The sequence below is a fragment of the Kitasatospora sp. NPDC002543 genome (assembly GCF_053594915.1).
In genome coordinates this window covers 49,818-66,899 of record NZ_JBSFWR010000040.1, presented here as the reverse complement: position 1 = coordinate 66,899, position 17,082 = coordinate 49,818, and the positions used below count along the sequence as shown (strand labels likewise).

Below are 17,082 nucleotides of genomic sequence, written 5' to 3'. Positions count from 1 at the left end.
ACTATTTTATTATTTTTTTGTTTGTTGTTCAGTGTTGTGAACCTTTGTGTCGCCGCGGGCGCGGCGACGACGGCGGTGCTGCGGCTCTGCGGAGTGGGGTGACGGCCGACGGCCGACAGGCGACAGCGTTCAAGTTTCAGTGTTCAGAGTTCAAAGTTTGAAATCTGTCATCTGTTATCTGTCGACTGTCACCCGCCCGCCGACCGCGCACCCGACGTCGGACGTGTCGCCATCCTCACTCGTTCGCGGCCGCGCACCGTCCCACCGGGTGCGGAATACTCGCCGATATTCCGCCGAGAGTACAAGGAGCTTCAATGACGAAGCCGACCCGGATCGACCCGTCCGACCTCCTCGCCGTCGGCGACCTGCTCTCCGACGAGGAGCGGCTGGTCCGCGACACCGTCCGCCGGTTCACCGAGGAGCGCATCCGCCCGCACATCGGCGACTGGTTCGAGCGCGGGGTCTTCCCGGCCCGCGAACTCGCCCCCGAGCTGGGGGCCCTGGGCGTGCTCGGCATGCACCTCGACGGCTACGGCTGCGCGGGCGCCGACGCGGTGGCGTACGGGGTGGCCTGCATGGAGCTGGAGGCGGCCGACTCCGGGCTGCGCAGCTTCGTCTCCGTCCAGGGCTCGCTCGCCATGCGCTCGATCCACGCCTTCGGCTCCGAGGAGCAGAAGCAGCGCTGGCTGCCCGGCATGGCCGCCGGCGAACTGATCGGCTGCTTCGGCCTCACCGAGCCGGACTTCGGTTCGGACCCGGCCAACATGCGGACCCGGGCGGTGCGCAAGGGCGGTGAGGGCGGCGACTGGGTGCTGTCCGGCAGCAAGATGTGGATCACCAACGGCGGCATCGCCGACGTCGCCGTGGTCTGGGCGCAGACCGAGGAAGGCGTGCGCGGCTTCCTGGTCGAACGCGGCACCCGCGGCCTGACCGCCACCGACGTGCACGGCAAGCTCTCGCTGCGCGCCTCCGTCACCAGCGAGCTGGCCTTCGACGAGGTGCTGCTGCCCGCCGACGCGGTGCTGCCCGGGGTGGTCGGCCTGCGCGGGCCGCTCTCCTCCCTCAACGAGGCCCGCTACGGCATCCTCTGGGGCACCGTCGGGGCCGCCCGTGACTGCTACACCGCTGCCCTGGACTACGCCAGGACCCGGATCCAGTTCGACCGTCCGATCGCGGGCTTCCAGCTGACCCAGCAGAAGCTGGTCGAGATGATGCTGGAGGTCGAGAAGGCGTACCTGGTGGCGCTGCGGATCGGTCGGCTCAAGGAGGAGGGCGCGGCCCGTCCGCCGCACGTCAGCTTCGGCAAGCTCAACAACGTCCGCACCGCGCTGGAGATCGCCCGCAGTGCCCGGACCGTCCTCGGCGCCAACGGGATCACGACCGAGTACCCGGTGCTGCGGCACGCCAACAACCTGGAGTCGGTGCTCACCTACGAGGGCACCAGCGAGATCCACACGCTGGTCCTCGGCGAGGCCATCACCGGCGAGTCCGCCTATCGCTGACGGGCCGCCGTCCACCCTCACCCGGCCGCTCCTGCGGCCGTTCCGGCCGGGGAAAACCGGTGGCCGGGTCCTTCGAGGCCCGGTTACCGTCCCCGCCATGACCAGCCGATCCGTCCCGACGCCGCCCCCGACCACCACCCTCTGGCGCCCCACCGGCCCGCAGGAGCTGGCCCTGGTCGAGGCCGCCGACCGGCGCGCCTGGCCGCCCCGTCTGCCCGAGCAGCCGATCTTCTACCCCGTCCTCAACGAGGACTACGCGATCCGGATCGCCCGGGACTGGAACGTGCCCGCCTCCGGCGTCGGCTACGTCACCCGCTTCGAGGTCGACACCGCCTTCCTCGCCCGTTACCCCGTCCAGCGGGCGGGAGGTCGGACGATCCTCGAACTCTGGGTGCCGGCCGAAGAGTTGGACGAGTTCAACCGGCACATCGTCGGCCGCATCGAGGTCGTCCACGAGTTCCGTCCGCAGCCAGGGGCGCACCGGCAGCCCTGAGCGGACGCGCTGAGCGGGCCAGGACCCGGACCCGGACCTGGACCTGGACCTGGACCTGAACTTGAACCTGGACCCGTAGCCCGTCGCGCCCACCCGCTCGGCGGGCCGGGCCCCGGCGCCGGTCCGACACCTCGCGGACACCCGGCATTGGGCGGAGGGACACCATCCGGTACGGCGGTCGGTGAACCATGGCGCGGTCGGCGGCGCCCTCGGCGGGCGCGGCCGGGTGCGCACGACCGAAAGGAACCCCCATGTCCGCTGCCCAGTGGCCCCGCCCCCGCGTGCTCGTCGTCGGGATCGACGGTGTCCGCCACGACTACCTGGAACAGGTGCCGATGCCGCGCCTGCGGGAGGTCGCCGAGGCGGGGTTCCTGGTGCCGGTCACCGTCGCGGACGGCACGCCCACCATGTCCGGGCCGTGCTGGGCCACCATCGTGACCGGGGTCGAGCCCGCCAAGCACGGGGTCTGGGGCAACCACCTGGGCGGCAACCGGCTCGACGTGTTCCCCGACTTCGCCACCCGCCTCGCCCGGGGCGACCGCCGCCGCACCTTCGTCGCGGCGGGCTGGGACCCGCTGATGATCAACGAGTCCGGCGGCCCGCTGTTCCGCGCTCCCGGCCGGCTCTCCTACGTGGCCCCCGCCGAGGACACCCCGGAGGCCTGGGAGGCCGTGGACGAGGAGGTCACTCGGGAGGCCGTCCACGTCCTCGGCACCGCCGACCCCGAGGCCTCCTTCGTCTACCTCGGGGCCGTCGACGAGACCGCCCACTTCCTGGGCTGCGGCGACGAGTACCGGGCGTCCATGCGCACGGCCGACGAACGCCTCGGCCGCCTCCTCGACGCCGTCCGCGGCCGGGCGACCCACGCCGAGGAGCAGTGGACGGTCATCGTCGTCACCGACCACGGGCACGTGGACGCCGGCGGCCACGGCGGCCGTACGGCCGAGGAGCGGACGGCCTGGGTCGCCTGCGCCGGGCACGGCATCCCGGCCGGCCCGCCCACCGGCGAGATCCGCCACCCGGACGTCGCCGCGCATGTGTACGCCTCGCTGCTGCGCCCGATCGACCCGCACTGGACCCTCGACGGCCGCCCGTTCCCGGTCGCCAGGCCGGTCCCCGCGACGGTCTGAGACACCGGCGGTCCCGGAGGCGGGCGGACCGGTCGGGGGCGGTCGGAGCGGGAGCGATCCGAGTGCGGGCGGTCCGCGTCGGCGCCTCGGCCCTGGCTCGGGTGAGCCTCCGGTGCCCCGAGTGCAGCAGGCCGGGCTGCGCCGTTGCCGGGCTTGAGCAAAGCTCGATCGGGGCTCGGGCCGTGCTCGACCCGGGCGTGCCAACCTGAGCGCCGGAGCGGCACGCACCGGGGTCCGAGGGCCCGCTGCCCGACGGGTCCGGACCCCTCGGGTTCCGGAACCCGAGGCCCCGGAACCCGAAGGTCTCAGGGTCCCCGCCCACGGCCGTACGCCTGAAGGTGGAGAAGGTACCCCGTGGGTCGGAGACAAGATCGCGACCTGGTGGTGACGATCCGACGGGTCGGGGCGGGCCACGATGGTTGTGCGGAGACGAGCGGCAACGGCCGCACCGGTCACGACACGGAGAGGGCAGACGGGCATGAAGGGCATCGTGAGCAAGGTCGCGCTGGGAGTCGCGGGCACCGGCATGGCCGTCGCCGTGGCAGCCGTGGCAATCGGCCCGCGGGTGTCCGACTGGTACGACGGGCGCCATCAGCAGCAGGGCTCGTACGAGACCGGCACCCAGGCCAAGGCCGACCGCCGGACGATGCCGGCCTGGCTGCCCGACGACGCCTCCGGGGTGAAGTACCTGATGTCCACCAAGGGCGACGACCGCCTGCTGCGCGCCACCCTCCCGGAGGGGCGGCTGCCCGTCGGCTGCACCGCCGGGCTGCCTGGCAAGAGCGCGCACCCGGTGCCGGAGTCCCTCAAGGCCGGCTGGTTCCCCGAGAACGTCGCGACCAAGGCCACCGGCACCTGCGGGCACTACAACGTGGCACTGACCGGCAACCAGCTCTACGCGTGGCAGGACGGCGCGGCGGTGCAGGCGGCGCTGCGCGCCGAACACGTCGCCAAGCACTGAGCCCGACGGGCGCCCCCGGGCGCCGACCCGTGGACCGGAACGGCCCGCCGGCACCGTGAGGTGCGGGCGGGCCGCCGTCGTGCGCGGGCCGGTGCCGGTGGGCGGGGCCGCCGTACGAGGGCCGGACGCGGGCGGTGCGCGAGCCGCCCGGACGCGCGCGCACGACCGGACAGCACGTACCCCCGCTGTCGGAACCGCGCCGTGCTGCGATAGGACGGAGCGCGAACGAACCCCACGTCACCCGCCCGCGAGGAGAACCATGCCCGGCCCGACCGTCGGCCCCACCAGCGACACGTCGACCGCTGCCGCCCCCACAGCCGCCCCCAGATCCGTCGCCGCACCCGCCCCCGGATCCGTCGCCGCACCCGCCCCCGGATCCGTCGCCGCACCCGCCCCCGGATCCGTTGCCGCACCCGCCGCCGGTCGGGCCCGTCCCGGCTGGGCCGTGATCGCCGCCCTCGGCGGCCTCACCGCGCTCGGCCCGCTCACCACCGACCTCTACCTGCCGGGTCTGCCCGCGATCGCCGAGGACCTGGTCGCCCAGCCGGCCGCCGTCCAGCTCACCCTGACCTTCTCGATGTTCGGGGTCGCGGCCGGGCAGCTGCTCTTCGGCCCGCTCAGTGACCGCTACGGGCGCCGCCCGCCGCTGCTCGCGGGGCTCGTCCTCTACACCCTGTCGAGCGTGGTGTGCGTCTTCGCGCCGAACCTGACCGTGCTGATCGCCGCCCGGTTCGTCCAGGGCGCGGCCGGCTCCGCCGGGCTGGTGATCGGACGCGCCGTCTCCCGGGACCGCTTCCAGGGCGTCGCGCTGCTGCGCTTCCTCGCCTCGATCGCCCTGATATCCGGGTTGGCGCCGATCCTCGCCCCGATCGTCGGCGCGCAGCTGATGCGGTTCACCTCGTGGCGCGGGACCTTCGGCGTCCTCACGGCGCTCGGACTGCTGCTCACCCTGGTCTCGTTCGGGGTGCTGCGCGAGACGCTGCCGCCGGAGACCAGGGACCGCGGCGGGGTGGGCGCGGCCCTGCGGACGATGGGGCGGCTGCTGCGCAACCTGCCGTTCCTGGGGTTGGCGCTGACCAGCTCCCTCGCGTTCGGGGCGCTGTTCGGCTACATCAGCGGGTCCTCGACGGTGCTCCAGCACGTGTACCAGGTCTCGCCGCAGACCTACAGCCTGCTGTTCGGGCTGAACTCGTTCTCGATCGTGGTGATGACCCAGGTGAACGGGCGGCTGCTGGCGCCGCGTTTCACGCAGCGGTCGCTGATGCTGGGCAGCCTCGCGGCGGCGGTCGCCGCCGGGGTGGCGCTGGTGCTGCTGACGACGGTGTGGGACTTCGGGCTGGCCGGGTTCTGCCCGCCGCTGTTCGTGATGATGGGCAGCCTGGGCGTGCTGCTGCCGAACACCGCCGCCCAGGCGCTCGGTCTGGTCGAGCCGCAGGTGGCGGGTACGGCGTCGGCGTTGCTCGGGACGGGCAACTTCCTGTGCGGCGCGGTGGTCGCGCCGCTGAGCAGCCTCGGTGGTCAGCCGTCGGCGGTGCTGCTGGCGCTGGTGGTCCTGGTCTGCGGAGTGCTGGCGACGGTGGCGTACCTGGCGCTGTGCCGGCCGGAGCGGATGCGGACGGCGGGCATCTGACGGCGGGCGTCCGACAGCGGACAGAAGACGGATGACAGCTGACAGATTTCATCATCTGTCAGCTGTCATCCGTTGTTCGTCAGCCGTCAGCCGTCAGGCGCCGGTCGTCAGCCGTCAGGCGTCAGTCTTCGCCCGAGGCGGAATCAGGCGATGGAGAAGTCGTCCCCGTACACGTTGCCCTGGCCGTACCAGCCGTGCAGGTACACGGAGACGGTGCCGTTGGCGCCGGTGGTGAAGGGGACGGACAGCTTGGTCCAGCCGGAGGAGCTGGTCCAGGCGCTGGCCGTGGCGCCGCCGCTGACACCGACGTAGGCGTAGTTGCCCTGCACCCAACCGCTCAGGGTGTAGCTGGTGTTGGGCTTCAGCGTGACGGTCTGCGCGCACTCGCCGGTCTGGCTGGCGGTGGCCGCGGCCTGGAGGGCCTTGCTGCCGGCGTGGACCGGGGTGGAGACCACGGCGCCGCCGCTCTGGCAGGTCCACGGGGCGAGGCTGCCGCTCTCCAGGTCACCGTTGACCAGGCCGGTCGTCGGTCCGCTCCCGGTGACGGTCAGCGTGTAGGACGCGATGTGGCTGCCGGAGGCCCCGGTGGCCTGGATACCCAGCTGGTAGGTACCGGGAGTCGCGGCCGAGGTGGCGCTGATGTTGAGCGTGGCGCTGTTGCCGGCGGTGACGCTGCCGGGGGTGACGGTGGCGTTGATGCCGACGGTCGGGACGCTGATGACCGAGAGGTTGAGGTTCTGCGCCGAGCCCGCGGTGACCGCCGTCGTGATGGTGGCGGAGGTGGACGCGCCGACCGCGACCGTGCCGGAGGTCGGGTTCACGGCGACCGAGAAGTCGTTGCCGGGCTGGGTGCCGGTGACGTTCAGCGTGAAGGTGCTGGTGTGACTGCCGGAGGCCGCCGCGCCGGTGACGGTGATCGGGTAACTCCCGGGCGCCACCGAGGAGGTGGTGGAGATGTTGAGCGTGGCGCTGCTGCCGGCGGTGACGCTGCCGGGAGTGACGGTGGCGGTGACGCCGGCCGGGGCGCCGCTGACCGTGAGGTTGACGCTCTGCGCCGAGCCCGCCGTCACGGCCGTCGCGACGGTGGCCGAGGTGGACGAACCTGCCGCGACCGTGGCGGAGTTGGGGCTGACCGACACCGAGAAGTCGTTGTTCACCGTCGAGCCGCTGGTGAACGGCGAGAAGATGTGGGTGAAGTCCCAGGTGTTCTGGGCGATCCCGGAGCAGTTGTCGTTGCCGGCCGTGCCCGGGCAGCCGCCGTTGTCGCGCTGGAGCGCCCAGAAGGACAGCGTGTTGATGCCCTTGGAGACCGCCCAGTTGTACACGGTGGTGGCGTTGGCCACGGTGAACGTCTCGGCCGGGCCGAAGTCGTCGACACCGATCATCTCGGTGATCCCGATCGAACCCCACAGCTGGGCCGGGGTCTTGGACGGGTAGAGCTTGGCGAGCTGGTTGTAGAGGCCCTGCGCGGAGGTCTGGGTGTCGGCCGCCATGTCGTGGGCGGCGTTGTCGTAGTAGTCGAAGGTCATCATGTTGACGACGTCGATCCGCGCGTTGTTGCTGACCGCGTTCTTCAGCACCGCGAGCCCGCTGCTGGCCAGCCCGGAGGTGGTGGTGGGCAGCGTGTAGGAGAACTGGATGTTCCGCCCGTTGGCGGCGGCCCAGTCCTGCACGATCTTGATCGCCTTGTTGCGGCGGTCGATCCCGGCGGTGTTGGTCAGGGAGTTGTCCTCGATGTCGAGGTCGATCCGGCTGACGTCGTAGGTGGTGATCACGTTCTGGAACGCGGCCGCGATCTGGTTGACATCGGTGCAGCTGTCGGCGATCTCGGTGCCGGTGTTGTCGGCGGTGTAGCCGCCGAAGGACGGGATGACGTCCCCGCCGTTGGCGCGGATCGTCGCGATGTCGGCGCCGAAGATGGAGGAGGACACCGGCTTCGAGGAGTCGCCGTTCCAGTACGGCGTGCAGGAGCCCTTCGTGGCGGCCTGGAGGAACGCCATGGTCAGGTGCTTGGCGCCGGACTGCGCGGCAAGCTGGGCCGGGCTCTGACCGGTCCAGGACTCGAAGTAAGGGGCGAAGACCCGGCTGGGAAGCGGGGTGGCGGCCTGGGCGGAGCTCGTCCCGGCGGCGACCAGGCCGGCCGAGGCGGCCAGCGTGGCGCAGGCCGTCAAGACGGCCTGGACTGTTCGGCGGAGGCGCATGGATTCTCCAACAGACTTGGTGGGGCAGGACGTTGGGGATCTTCGGCCGGTCCGGGCAGGCGGCCGTGTGGGGTCGGCCGGGGACCCGGGACCGGGTCGGATATCGGGAGTGCGGGCGTGCGAAGGCCCACCGACTCGCGTGGACGCGGGCGGCGTGCGGATGCGCGCGCCGTACGGAGCGGGGGTGGATCGGAACATGGCAGGGCAGTGCCTCAGCCGCCGGTGGTCACACCCCCACAGTGCATCCCGGTCGGATCGACATGCTTATGTTTGGACTAGACCACTGGTCTGTCAAGAGACCTAACAGTTCGTCAGCATACGGCCCGCTGGTGGAAGGGGCGCGTGGTCGGCGGAGAAGGGCGGGGCGGCGCGCGGGCCCCGTCGGGGTGGGCGCCGGAAACGAGAAGACCGTGGCCGCGCACCCGGAAAGGGGCGCGGCCACGGCGGCCCGGCGCTCAGGACACCGGGCAGTTCATGGTGCCGTCGATCCGTCGATCCGCGGGCCGGGTCGGCGGGCCTGCGAACGAGCGGGCCGGGTCGGCGGGCCTGTGGGCCTGTGGGCCCGCGGGAGGATCAGCGGGACGGCGGGCAGAGTGTGGCGAGCAGCGCCTCGTTGATCTTCGCGGCGGTGTCCGGCCCGAAGCCCTTCGGGTGGTCGGCCGAGGTGAAGCGCTGGTCGGCCAGCTCGGCCAACTTCTGCTTGTCCTTGGGGAACTGGTAGATCGACTGGCACTGGTTGCGGGCCCGGTCCACGGCTTGGTCCGGCTTGCCGCCGACGATGGCCGGGTCGATCGCGTCCAGCGCGGAGACCAGCTTGGCCGTCAGGTCGCTCCCCGGTTTGGCCGGCAGCCCGGCGTCGGCGGGCGGGGCGGGCTTGGCCGGTGCGGGGGCTCCCGGGGTGCCGGCGTCGGGGGCAGGGGCGTCGGTGGCACCGTCGGCCGTGGGGGCGGCGGTCGGCGCGGCCGAGTCCGGCGCCGGTGCCGCGGGCGTGGTGGCGGCGCCGGAGGGGGTCGCGGTGGCGGCCGTGGAGGAGGAGGTGGCGGGGGAGCCGGCCGCGGAGGTGGCCTTGCCCGAGCCCGATCCGGAGCTGGAGCAGGCAGCGAGGCTCACCGCGGCGAGTGCCGTGAGGGTGGCGGCGAGGAGTCGAGTGCGCATGGCGCCCAAGACTGTCATGTTCGCGGCGCGAAAGGGAAGGCCCCTCCGGCGGCCGGAAGAGGATCCGAAGAGGGCCCGAAGAGGGGTCGGAAACGGCGGACGGCGGCCCGGAGGAGCTTCCTCCGAGCCGCCGCGCCGAGCCGCGTCGCCGAGCCGAACCGCGTCGCCGAGCCGAGCCGGGCCGCAGGTCAGCCGAGGCCGTTGGACTTCAGCCAGTCCTTGGCGACCGCCGACGGGTCCTCCTTGTCCACCGACACCCGCTTCATCAGCGCCATCAGCCCGGCCGTGTCGAGCTTGGCCGACACGGCGTTGAGCGCCGCCGTCGCGGTCGCGTCCACGCCCGCCTTGTACACCAGGGGGGTGACGTTCTGGGCACCGAAGATGTTCTTCGGGTCGGCCAGCGGGACGAGCTTGTACTGGGCGATCTTCGGGTCGGTGGTGAACACGTTGCCGACCTGGATGCTGCCGTCCTTGAGCGCGTTCGCGGTGGCGTCGCCGGTGGGCTTCCACTCCTTGAAGGTCAGCCCGTAGACGTCCTTGAGCTGCTGCTCGCGGCGGCTCTTGAACTCTGGCGGCCCGCCGATGGTGAACTCGCCGGCCTTGGCGGCGAGGTCCGCGATGCTCTTGATGTTGTCCTTGTCGGAGGTCTCCTGGGTGACGCTGAGCGAGTCCTTGTCCTCGGCCGGGGAGGACTCGAGGATGCCCAGTGGGGCGGGCAGCGTCTTGGCGAGCGCCGCGTCGACGTCCTGGGTGGTGACGGCGGTGGACTTGGCGTCCAGGTAGGCGAGCAGAGAGCCGTTGTACTCCGGCAGGACGGTCAGGTTGCCGCTCTGCAGCTGCCCGTAGAGCACCTCGCGGCTGCCGATGTTGAACTTCTCCTGGACCTTGACGCCCTTGGCCTTGAGCGCCTGCGAGTAGATCGACCCCAGCAGGACGTTCTCCGGGAAGTTCGCCGAGCCGACCACCACGGTCGATCCGGAGCCGCCCGCGCCGCCCGCCGGGGCCGAGGCGCTCGCACCCCCGTCCAGCGGGTTGCCGCCGGAGGAGCCGCAGGCGGTGGCGCCGAGGGCGAGCGCGGCGAGGGTGCCGAGCACGACGACGCGACGGCTTCGGTTGATTGTCGACATGGTGACAGATTTCCTTCCGGAACGGAACGGGAGGGGAGACGGGTCAGTGGGGCCGCTGCTGGGCGCGCACCCCGGGCGGGAGCGCGAACCGGGCGAGCAGAGCGAAGAACAGCTGGGCGGCGACCGCGAGCAGCACCACCAGCAGGGCGCCGCCCACGGTCACGGCGTACTGGCGGGTCGCCAGCCCGTCGATGACGTAGCGGCCGAGGCCGCCCAGCCCGACGTAGGCCGCCACCGTGGCGGTCGCGATCACCTGCACGGTCGCGGTGCGGAAACCCGCGAGCAGGGTCGGCGCGGCCGAGGGCAGGCAGACCTGCCGCAGCACCTGGGGGTGGGTCAACCCGATGCCGCGCGCGGCGTCCCGGACGTCCGGGTCGGTGCCGCGCACCCCCTCGACGGCGGCCACCAGCAGCGGCGGCGCGGCGAGCGCGACCAGCGGGATCAGTACGGCGGTGTCGCCGACCCCGGCGAGCAGCACCGCCAGCGTCACCAGCCCGAGGGTGGGCAGGGCGCGGGCCGCGCCCGCGAGCGCGGTCACCACGGTGACGCCGCGCCCGGTGTAGCCGATCAGCAGCCCGAGCGGCACGGCCAGCAGCGCCGCGAACAGCAGGGCCTCGCCGGAGAACAGCAGGTGCTCGGAGACCCGGTGCACGATCGAGTCCGGCCCGCTGCGGTGCTCCGGGGAGGTGAAGAAGTCGCTCAGCCAGTTCCACCAGTTCACGAACCGGCCCCCTTCTCCCGGACGGCCCAGGGCGCCAGCAGCCGCCGGGCGGCCACCAGCACCACGTCGACGGCCAGTGCGAGGACGGCGATCAGCACGATGCCGGCCACGATCGGGGTCGGGAAGGTGCGCTGGAAGCCGTCGACGAACAGGTAGCCGAGTCCGCCGCGGCCGACCAGCGCGCCGACGCTGGCCAGCGAGATGCTGGACACCGCCGCCACCCGCAGCCCGGCGATCAGGTACGGCACGGCGGCGGGCAGCTCGACCGAGGCCAGCCGGTGCCACGGCCCGTACCCCATCGCGGTGGCGGCCTGCCGGACGGCGTCCGGGACGGCGCGAAGCCCGTCCACGGTGGTCGGCAGCAGTACGGCGAGGGCGTAGAACGTGAGCGGGATCATCACGGTCGCCTGGGTGGCGAGGCCGGTGTACGGGATCAGTACCACGAACACGGCCAGCGAGGGCAGCGCGTAGACGATGTTGAACACGGCGGAGAGCGGCTGGTAGAGCCGGGGATAGCGGGCGCAGGCGAGGCCGAGCGGGACGGCCAGCAGCAGGCCGATGAGCACGGGGACGAGGGCGATCAGGGCGTGGTCGGCGAGCAGGTTGCCGAGGTAGCCGAGGTGGTCGCCGATCCAGTACCAGCGGACGATCGGTTCATCGTCCACCGTCGGCTCCGTCCGTGTCGCTCGTTCCGTCGGTGCCGCCCGTTTCGTCCGTGCCGCTCGTTCCGTCGGTGCCGCCGGTGCTGCCGGTGGTGCCGGTGCCGCCCAAGCCCTTGGTGCCGCTCGTGCCCGTGATGCCGGTGGTACCGCTGGTACCGGTGGCTCCGCTCCAGCCGTCGGGCCGCAGTGCGGCGAGGACGGCCTCGCGGCTCGCGGTGCCGGTGACCCGGCCGTCGGCGTCCAGCGCGACCGCGACCCCGGAGGGGGAGAGCACAGCGGCGTCCAGGGCGGTGCGCAGGGTGTCGGCGTCCGGACGGAATCCGGCCGCCGGCTGCAGTTCGGCGGTGACGGCGTCGCGGTCGATCCAGCCGATCGGGCGCCGATCGTCGTCCACGGCCAACTCCCAGTCCCCGTAGCGGAGTCCATCGGCCACCGGGCGGAGCATGACGGTGCTCGCGGGGCGCAGGCCGAGGCCCCGAAGGCCTCGGTCGCGCCCGAGGAAGGCGGCCACGCCCTCGTCGGCGGGCGTGGTGAGCAGGGTGTGCGGATCGGCCAGCTGGGCGATCCGGCCGTGCTCGCGGAGCACCACCACCTGGTCGCCGAGCCGGACGGCCTCCTCGATGTCGTGGGTGACGAACAGCACGGTCTTGTGCAGCTCGGACTGGAGCCGCAGCAGCTCCTCCTGGAGCCCGGCCCGCACCACCGGGTCGACGGCGCTGAACGGCTCGTCCATCAGCAGGACCGGCGGGTCGGCGGCCAGCGCGCGCGCCACGCCGACCCGCTGCTGCTGGCCGCCGGACAGCTGGAACGGGTACCGCTTGGCGGTCTCGGGCGCGAGCCCGACCAGTTCGAGCAGTTCGGCGGCGCGGGCGCGGGCCTTCTTGCGGTCCCAGCCGAGCAGGTAGGGGACGGTGGCGATGTTGTCGATCACCTTGCGGTGCGGGAAGAGTCCGGCCTGCTGGATCACGTACCCGATGCCGCGGCGCAGCTTGGCGGGTTCCAGGTCCGCGACGTCGGTGTCGTCCAGCAGGACCCGGCCCGAGGTGGGCTCGACCATCCGGTTGACCATGCGCAGCAGGGTGGTCTTTCCGCAGCCGGAGGGTCCGACCAGGACGGTTATCCGACCGGTCGGGACCTCCAGGTCCAGGCCCTCGACCGCGACGGTGCCGTCGGGGTGGCGCTTTCCCGCGCCCTCGAATCTGATCACGTGGAGTTTCCTCGTCAGGGCGCCCCGGGGAGGCGGCGCCTGGGTCGTTCGGTCGTTCGGTCGGGTCGTTCGATGGCGGCGGTTTCAAGCGCCCGGGCGTACTTCCGCCCGCGTGGCTGCCCAGCTTTGGACCGGCGGAAACTCTGATCAGACTATGACCTGCATCATCTCCTGTCCTTGATTTACCGCCCCGGCACGCGGTGCGACTGTGGTCTCAGCCGCCCTGACGGGTCGGCAGACCGGAGGCCGCCCAGGCGACGAAACCGCCGTCCAGATCGGTCGCCCGGTGAAGTCCCAGCTCGCGCAGGGAAGCGGCGGCCAGGCTGGAGGCGTAGCCCTCGGAGCAGACCACGATCACCTCGACGTCGTAGCCCGAGGCCTCGGGGATCCGGTGACTGCCCGTCGGATCGAGCCTCCACTCCAGCACGTTGCGCTCGATGATCAGTGAGCCGGGGATCTCCCCCTCGGCGGCCCGCTGCGCCGCCGGACGGATGTCCACCAGCAGCGCTCCGTCCACCTGGGACTGGTACGCCTCGCGGGCTCGCGGTCGGTGGACGCCCTCCCGGGCCCGCTCCACCAGGTCGTCGATCGTGGTCACCACTGTTCCGGTCCTTCCTCGGAGGTGCGGACGAGCCCGCCGGCCCGCAGGTCGTAGTGCGCCATCGAACTCAGCGGCGGCGAGTAGGCGTGCAGCGTGACGGCGGGGCCGACGGCGGTGTTGCGCACGTCGTGCACGTACTCAGGGCCGAAGGCGCGGGTGGTGCCGGCCGGCACCCGGCGGATCAGCAGGCCCTGCTCGGGCCCGCCGAGGGACAGCTCCTCCAACTCGCCGAGGGCGACGGTGAAGGCGCCGCGCGAGCCGCCGTGGTCGTGGAAGCCGGTGGACTGACCGGGCAGCCAGCTGATCAGCCACACCTCGTGGTCCTCGTCCGCGGCCAGGCGACGGTACCAGCGCTCCTCGGTGGAGAGGCGGACGTGGTGGATCCACTGCTCGGGCCGCTCGGCCAGCTCGCGGACGATGGTCCGCAGGGTGCTCGGGGTGAGCGGCGCCGGAGTGTCCCCGGCGGGTGGCGTCGGTGGTGGCTCGGGGGCGCTCGCCGGCCTCACCGCGTCGCTGGCGGTGGCGGTGCCGGTGCCGGTGCCGGTGGCTGTGGTGGTCGTGTCGGGGCTGATGCTCGGGCTCGGGCTCATGAGGGCGTCCTCGGGTGCGGCGGGAACGTCGGTGGAAGCGCCCGGTGTCCGGCGGCGGACGGGCGCGGGCCGGCGGAGCGGCCCGGCACGCGCGGGTGCGCCGGGGCGGGGGCGGGATCAGGACTGCGGGTACGGGTACGCGGCCTGGGCCCTGGCAGACGTCACAGGGCGGGACCGGCGGGGGAGATCAAGGTCAACAGGCACAGATGGAACTCGCCTGGCGTCGCAGATCGACGTGCAGGCGGCAAACCAGAGTGGCGCCGGAGTCCATGCGCCGGATCCTTCCCGAGCGAACCGGAGGAAGTCAAGCCGGGTCGACGGCGGCGGGCGCCCGTCGGGGTGACCGTCGGGCGCCCGTCGGGTGCGCGTCCAGGGTGCCCGCTTTCACCCCGAACGCGTAAGAGAGCGACTCCCGGGGTAGATCAGCTTCTCATCCCACCCGGGGACCTCGCCCCAAGGACCGCGCCCCGGGACCGCAACCCGGGGCCGCCCGCGTGTCCGCGCAACGAGATCGCCCGAGACGTGTTTCCGCCGACGTATTGTCAGGCCACCGAGGCCGGCCCTACCGTCTAAAGATCGCTTTCTACGCACGTAGACCCTGCGGTTCCCCGAGCGGACCCGCAGACGAGACCCGCCCCGTCAACCCTCAGACCGCGGGTCCGACCGCCAGGCCGGGCCGCGGAGTTGCGGAGGTACCCATGTCGCAGATCGTCCGTGCCGCGCTCGTCCAGACCCGCTGGACCGGTGACCAGGAGAGCATGGTCGCCCTCCACGAGCGGTACGCCCGAGAGGCCGCCGCCCAGGGAGCGAAGATCATCGGCTTCCAGGAGGTCTTCAACTCCCCGTACTTCTGTCAGGTCCAGGAGGCCGAGCACTACCGCTGGGCCGAGGCCGTCCCCGACGGCCCGACCGTGCGCCGGATGCGGGACCTCGCCCGCGAACTCGGACTGGTGATGGTCGTCCCGGTCTACGAGGAGGAGCAGACCGGCGTCTACTACAACACCGCCGCCGTCATCGACGCCGACGGCAGCTACCTCGGCAAGTACCGCAAGCACCACATCCCGCAGGTCAAGGGCTTCTGGGAGAAGTACTACTTCAAGCCCGGAAACCTCGGCTGGCCCGTGTTCGACACCGCCGTCGGCAAGGTCGGCGTCTACATCTGCTACGACCGCCACTTCCCCGAGGGCTGGCGCGCCCTGGGCCTGGCCGGCGCGCAGATCGTCTACAACCCCTCCGCGACCAGCCGCGGACTGTCCGGCTACCTCTGGCAGCTCGAACAGCCCGCGGCCGCCGTCGCCAACGAGTACTTCGTCGCCGCGATCAACCGCGTCGGCACCGAGGAGTACGGCGACAACGACTTCTACGGCACCTCCTACTTCGTGGACCCGCGCGGCCAGTTCGTCGGCGACGTCGCCTCCGACAAGGAGGAGGAGCTCGTCGTCCGCGACCTCGACCTCGGCCTGATCGAAGAGGTCCGCCAGCAGTGGGCGTTCTACCGCGACCGCCGCCCCGACGCCTACGGACCGCTCGCCGAGGCGTGAGGAGCAGCGAGATGACCACCAGCGAGGTGAGCGCCACCCGCGACCCGCACCGGCGCACTGTCGTCCGCGGCGGCCTCGTCATCACCGCGACCGAGGAACTCCACGCCGACGTCCTGATCGAGGGCGAGCGCGTCGCCGCCCTCGCCGCCACCGGCAGCTCCGCCGCCGAGGCCTGGACCGCCGACACCGTCATCGACGCCACCGGCCACTACGTCATCCCGGGCGGCGTCGACGCCCACACCCACATGGAGCTGCCGTTCGGCGGCACCGCGGCCTCCGACACCTTCGAGACCGGCACCCGGGCCGCCGCCTGGGGCGGCACCACCACCATCGTGGACTTCGCCGTCCAGCCGGTCGGCGGCTCGCTGCGCGAGGGACTGGACGCGTGGCACGCCAAGGCCGAGGGCAACTGCGCCGTCGACTACGCCTTCCACACCATCGTCTCCGACGTCAACGACGCCGTGCTGAAGGAGATGGACGCCCTCGTGGACTCCGGCGAGTCCACCTCCTTCAAGCTCTTCATGGCCTACCCCGGCGTCTTCTACAGCGACGACGGCCGCATCCTGCGGGCCATGCAGCGCGGCGCCGCCAACGGCGGGCTGATCATGATGCACGCGGAGAACGGCATCGCCATCGACGTCCTGGTCGAACAGGCGCTCGCCGCCGGCCGGACCGCGCCCCGCTACCACGGCGAGGTCCGCCGCGAACTGCTGGAGGCCGAGGCCACCCACCGGGCGATCAAGCTCGCCCAGGTGGCCGGCAGCCCGCTCTACGTGGTGCACGTCTCCGCGGCCGCCGCGCTCGCGGAACTCACCCGGGCCCGGGACGCCGGCCTCAACGTCTTCGGCGAGACCTGCCCGCAGTACCTCTTCCTCTCCACCGACAACCTCGCCGAGGAGGGCGCCGACGGCTTCGAGGGCGCCAAGTACGTGTGCAGCACGCCGCTCAGGCCGCGCGAGCACCAGGAGGCGCTCTGGCGCGGGCTGCGGACCAACGACCTCCAGGTCGTCTCCACCGACCACTGCCCGTTCTGCTTCGTCGGCCAGAAGGAGCTGGGCCGGGGCGACTTCTCGAAGATCCCCAACGGCCTGCCGGGCGTGGAGAACCGGATGGACCTGCTCCACCAGGCCGTGGTGGACGGGCACATCAGCAGACGCCGCTGGGTCGAGATCGCCTGCACCACGCCGGCCCGGATGTTCGGCCTGCACCCGCGCAAGGGCACCATCGCGCCGGGCGCCGACGCCGACCTGGTGGTCTACGATCCGGCCGCGGTGCAGACCGTCTCCGCCGCGACCCACCACATGAACGTGGACTACTCGGCCTACGAGGGCCGCCGACTCACCGGCCGGGCACGGACGGTGATGTCGCGTGGCACCGTCGTGCTGGACGACGGCCACTGGCTCGGCCGGGCCGGCCACGGGACCTTCCTGCGCCGGGACACCTGCCAGTACCTGGTCTGACCCTCCTCCCGCTGCACACACCCTCCGCTCGTCGCCGTCCGCCTGCCGCCGCCCGGTCGCCGTTCGCCCTCTGCTCGCCTTTCGCTCGGTGGTCACGCGGT

At 72.3% G+C, this 17,082-nt stretch carries 16 protein-coding genes; 7 read left to right on the top strand and 9 right to left on the bottom strand.

The annotated features are described in order from the left end of the window. The first annotated feature begins 314 nt into the window (after positions 1-314). From ACWD4P_RS19020 to ACWD4P_RS19000, 5 genes are all read left to right on the top strand, one after another. Entirely contained in the window at positions 315-1,502 is a 1,188-nt protein-coding gene (locus ACWD4P_RS19020) for an acyl-CoA dehydrogenase family protein (protein WP_449780340.1), read from the top strand. Positions 1,503-1,599: 97 nt separating this feature from the next. Next, on the top strand, positions 1,600-1,995 hold the full coding sequence (locus tag ACWD4P_RS19015) for an ADP-ribosylation/crystallin J1 (protein WP_449780339.1): 396 nt from the start codon (positions 1,600-1,602) through the stop codon (positions 1,993-1,995). Between the two features lie 251 nt (positions 1,996-2,246). Continuing rightward, positions 2,247-3,125, top strand: coding sequence for an alkaline phosphatase family protein (locus tag ACWD4P_RS19010; RefSeq protein WP_449780338.1), 879 nt, complete (start codon positions 2,247-2,249; stop codon positions 3,123-3,125). A 478-nt stretch (positions 3,126-3,603) separates the two neighbouring features. Further along, on the top strand, positions 3,604-4,086 hold the full coding sequence (locus tag ACWD4P_RS19005; protein WP_359827671.1) for a hypothetical protein: 483 nt from the start codon (positions 3,604-3,606) through the stop codon (positions 4,084-4,086). Positions 4,087-4,345: 259 nt separating this feature from the next. Further along, complete coding sequence (locus tag ACWD4P_RS19000; protein ID WP_449780337.1) at positions 4,346-5,716, top strand: multidrug effflux MFS transporter; 1,371 nt, start codon at positions 4,346-4,348, stop codon at positions 5,714-5,716. A 143-nt stretch (positions 5,717-5,859) separates the two neighbouring features. Here ACWD4P_RS19000 and ACWD4P_RS18995 read toward each other — a convergent pair whose 3' ends face one another. The 9 genes from ACWD4P_RS18995 to ACWD4P_RS18955 form a co-directional block, all read right to left on the bottom strand. Continuing rightward, positions 5,860-7,917 (bottom strand): glycosyl hydrolase family 18 protein, encoded by a 2,058-nt coding sequence (locus tag ACWD4P_RS18995; RefSeq protein WP_449780336.1) that lies wholly within the window; start codon positions 7,915-7,917, stop codon positions 5,860-5,862. A 573-nt stretch (positions 7,918-8,490) separates the two neighbouring features. Continuing rightward, positions 8,491-9,072, bottom strand: a complete 582-nt coding sequence (locus tag ACWD4P_RS18990; RefSeq protein WP_449780335.1) for a hypothetical protein — start codon at positions 9,070-9,072, stop codon at positions 8,491-8,493. A gap of 188 nt (positions 9,073-9,260) precedes the next feature. After that, positions 9,261-10,199: an ABC transporter substrate-binding protein gene (locus tag ACWD4P_RS18985; RefSeq protein ID WP_449780334.1), complete on the bottom strand. Its 939-nt coding sequence runs from the start codon at positions 10,197-10,199 to the stop codon at positions 9,261-9,263. 43 nt (positions 10,200-10,242) lie between these two features. Continuing rightward, positions 10,243-10,920 carry an ABC transporter permease gene (locus tag ACWD4P_RS18980; RefSeq protein ID WP_359824871.1) on the bottom strand — a complete coding sequence of 226 codons (678 nt, stop codon included), beginning with the start codon at positions 10,918-10,920 and terminating at the stop codon, positions 10,243-10,245. Next, positions 10,917-11,585, bottom strand: coding sequence for an ABC transporter permease (locus tag ACWD4P_RS18975; protein ID WP_359824872.1), 669 nt, complete (start codon positions 11,583-11,585; stop codon positions 10,917-10,919). Before ACWD4P_RS18975 ends, ACWD4P_RS18980 begins: the two co-directional genes overlap by 4 nt. Next, a complete protein-coding gene (locus tag ACWD4P_RS18970) occupies positions 11,575-12,789 on the bottom strand; it encodes an ABC transporter ATP-binding protein (protein WP_449780333.1) in 1,215 nt (404 codons plus the stop codon). The genes ACWD4P_RS18975 and ACWD4P_RS18970 overlap by 11 nt, the downstream gene beginning before the upstream one ends. 214 nt (positions 12,790-13,003) lie before the next feature. Then, positions 13,004-13,390 (bottom strand): rhodanese-like domain-containing protein, encoded by a 387-nt coding sequence (locus tag ACWD4P_RS18965; RefSeq protein ID WP_359824876.1) that lies wholly within the window; start codon positions 13,388-13,390, stop codon positions 13,004-13,006. After that, complete coding sequence (locus tag ACWD4P_RS18960; protein ID WP_449780332.1) at positions 13,384-13,980, bottom strand: cysteine dioxygenase; 597 nt, start codon at positions 13,978-13,980, stop codon at positions 13,384-13,386. The genes ACWD4P_RS18965 and ACWD4P_RS18960 overlap by 7 nt, the downstream gene beginning before the upstream one ends. A 193-nt stretch (positions 13,981-14,173) precedes the next feature. Next, the gene (locus ACWD4P_RS18955; protein ID WP_107086570.1) at positions 14,174-14,251 is read right to left on the bottom strand and encodes a putative leader peptide; all 78 of its coding nucleotides are present in this window, start codon (positions 14,249-14,251) and stop codon (positions 14,174-14,176) included. 427 nt (positions 14,252-14,678) lie between these two features. Here ACWD4P_RS18955 and ACWD4P_RS18950 point away from each other — a divergent pair, with 427 nt between their 5' ends. After that, positions 14,679-15,521, top strand: coding sequence for a nitrilase-related carbon-nitrogen hydrolase (locus ACWD4P_RS18950; protein WP_449780331.1), 843 nt, complete (start codon positions 14,679-14,681; stop codon positions 15,519-15,521). A gap of 11 nt (positions 15,522-15,532) precedes the next feature. Further along, entirely contained in the window at positions 15,533-16,981 is a 1,449-nt protein-coding gene (hydA, locus tag ACWD4P_RS18945) for a dihydropyrimidinase (RefSeq protein WP_359824883.1), read from the top strand. The last annotated feature ends 101 nt before the right edge of the window (positions 16,982-17,082 follow it).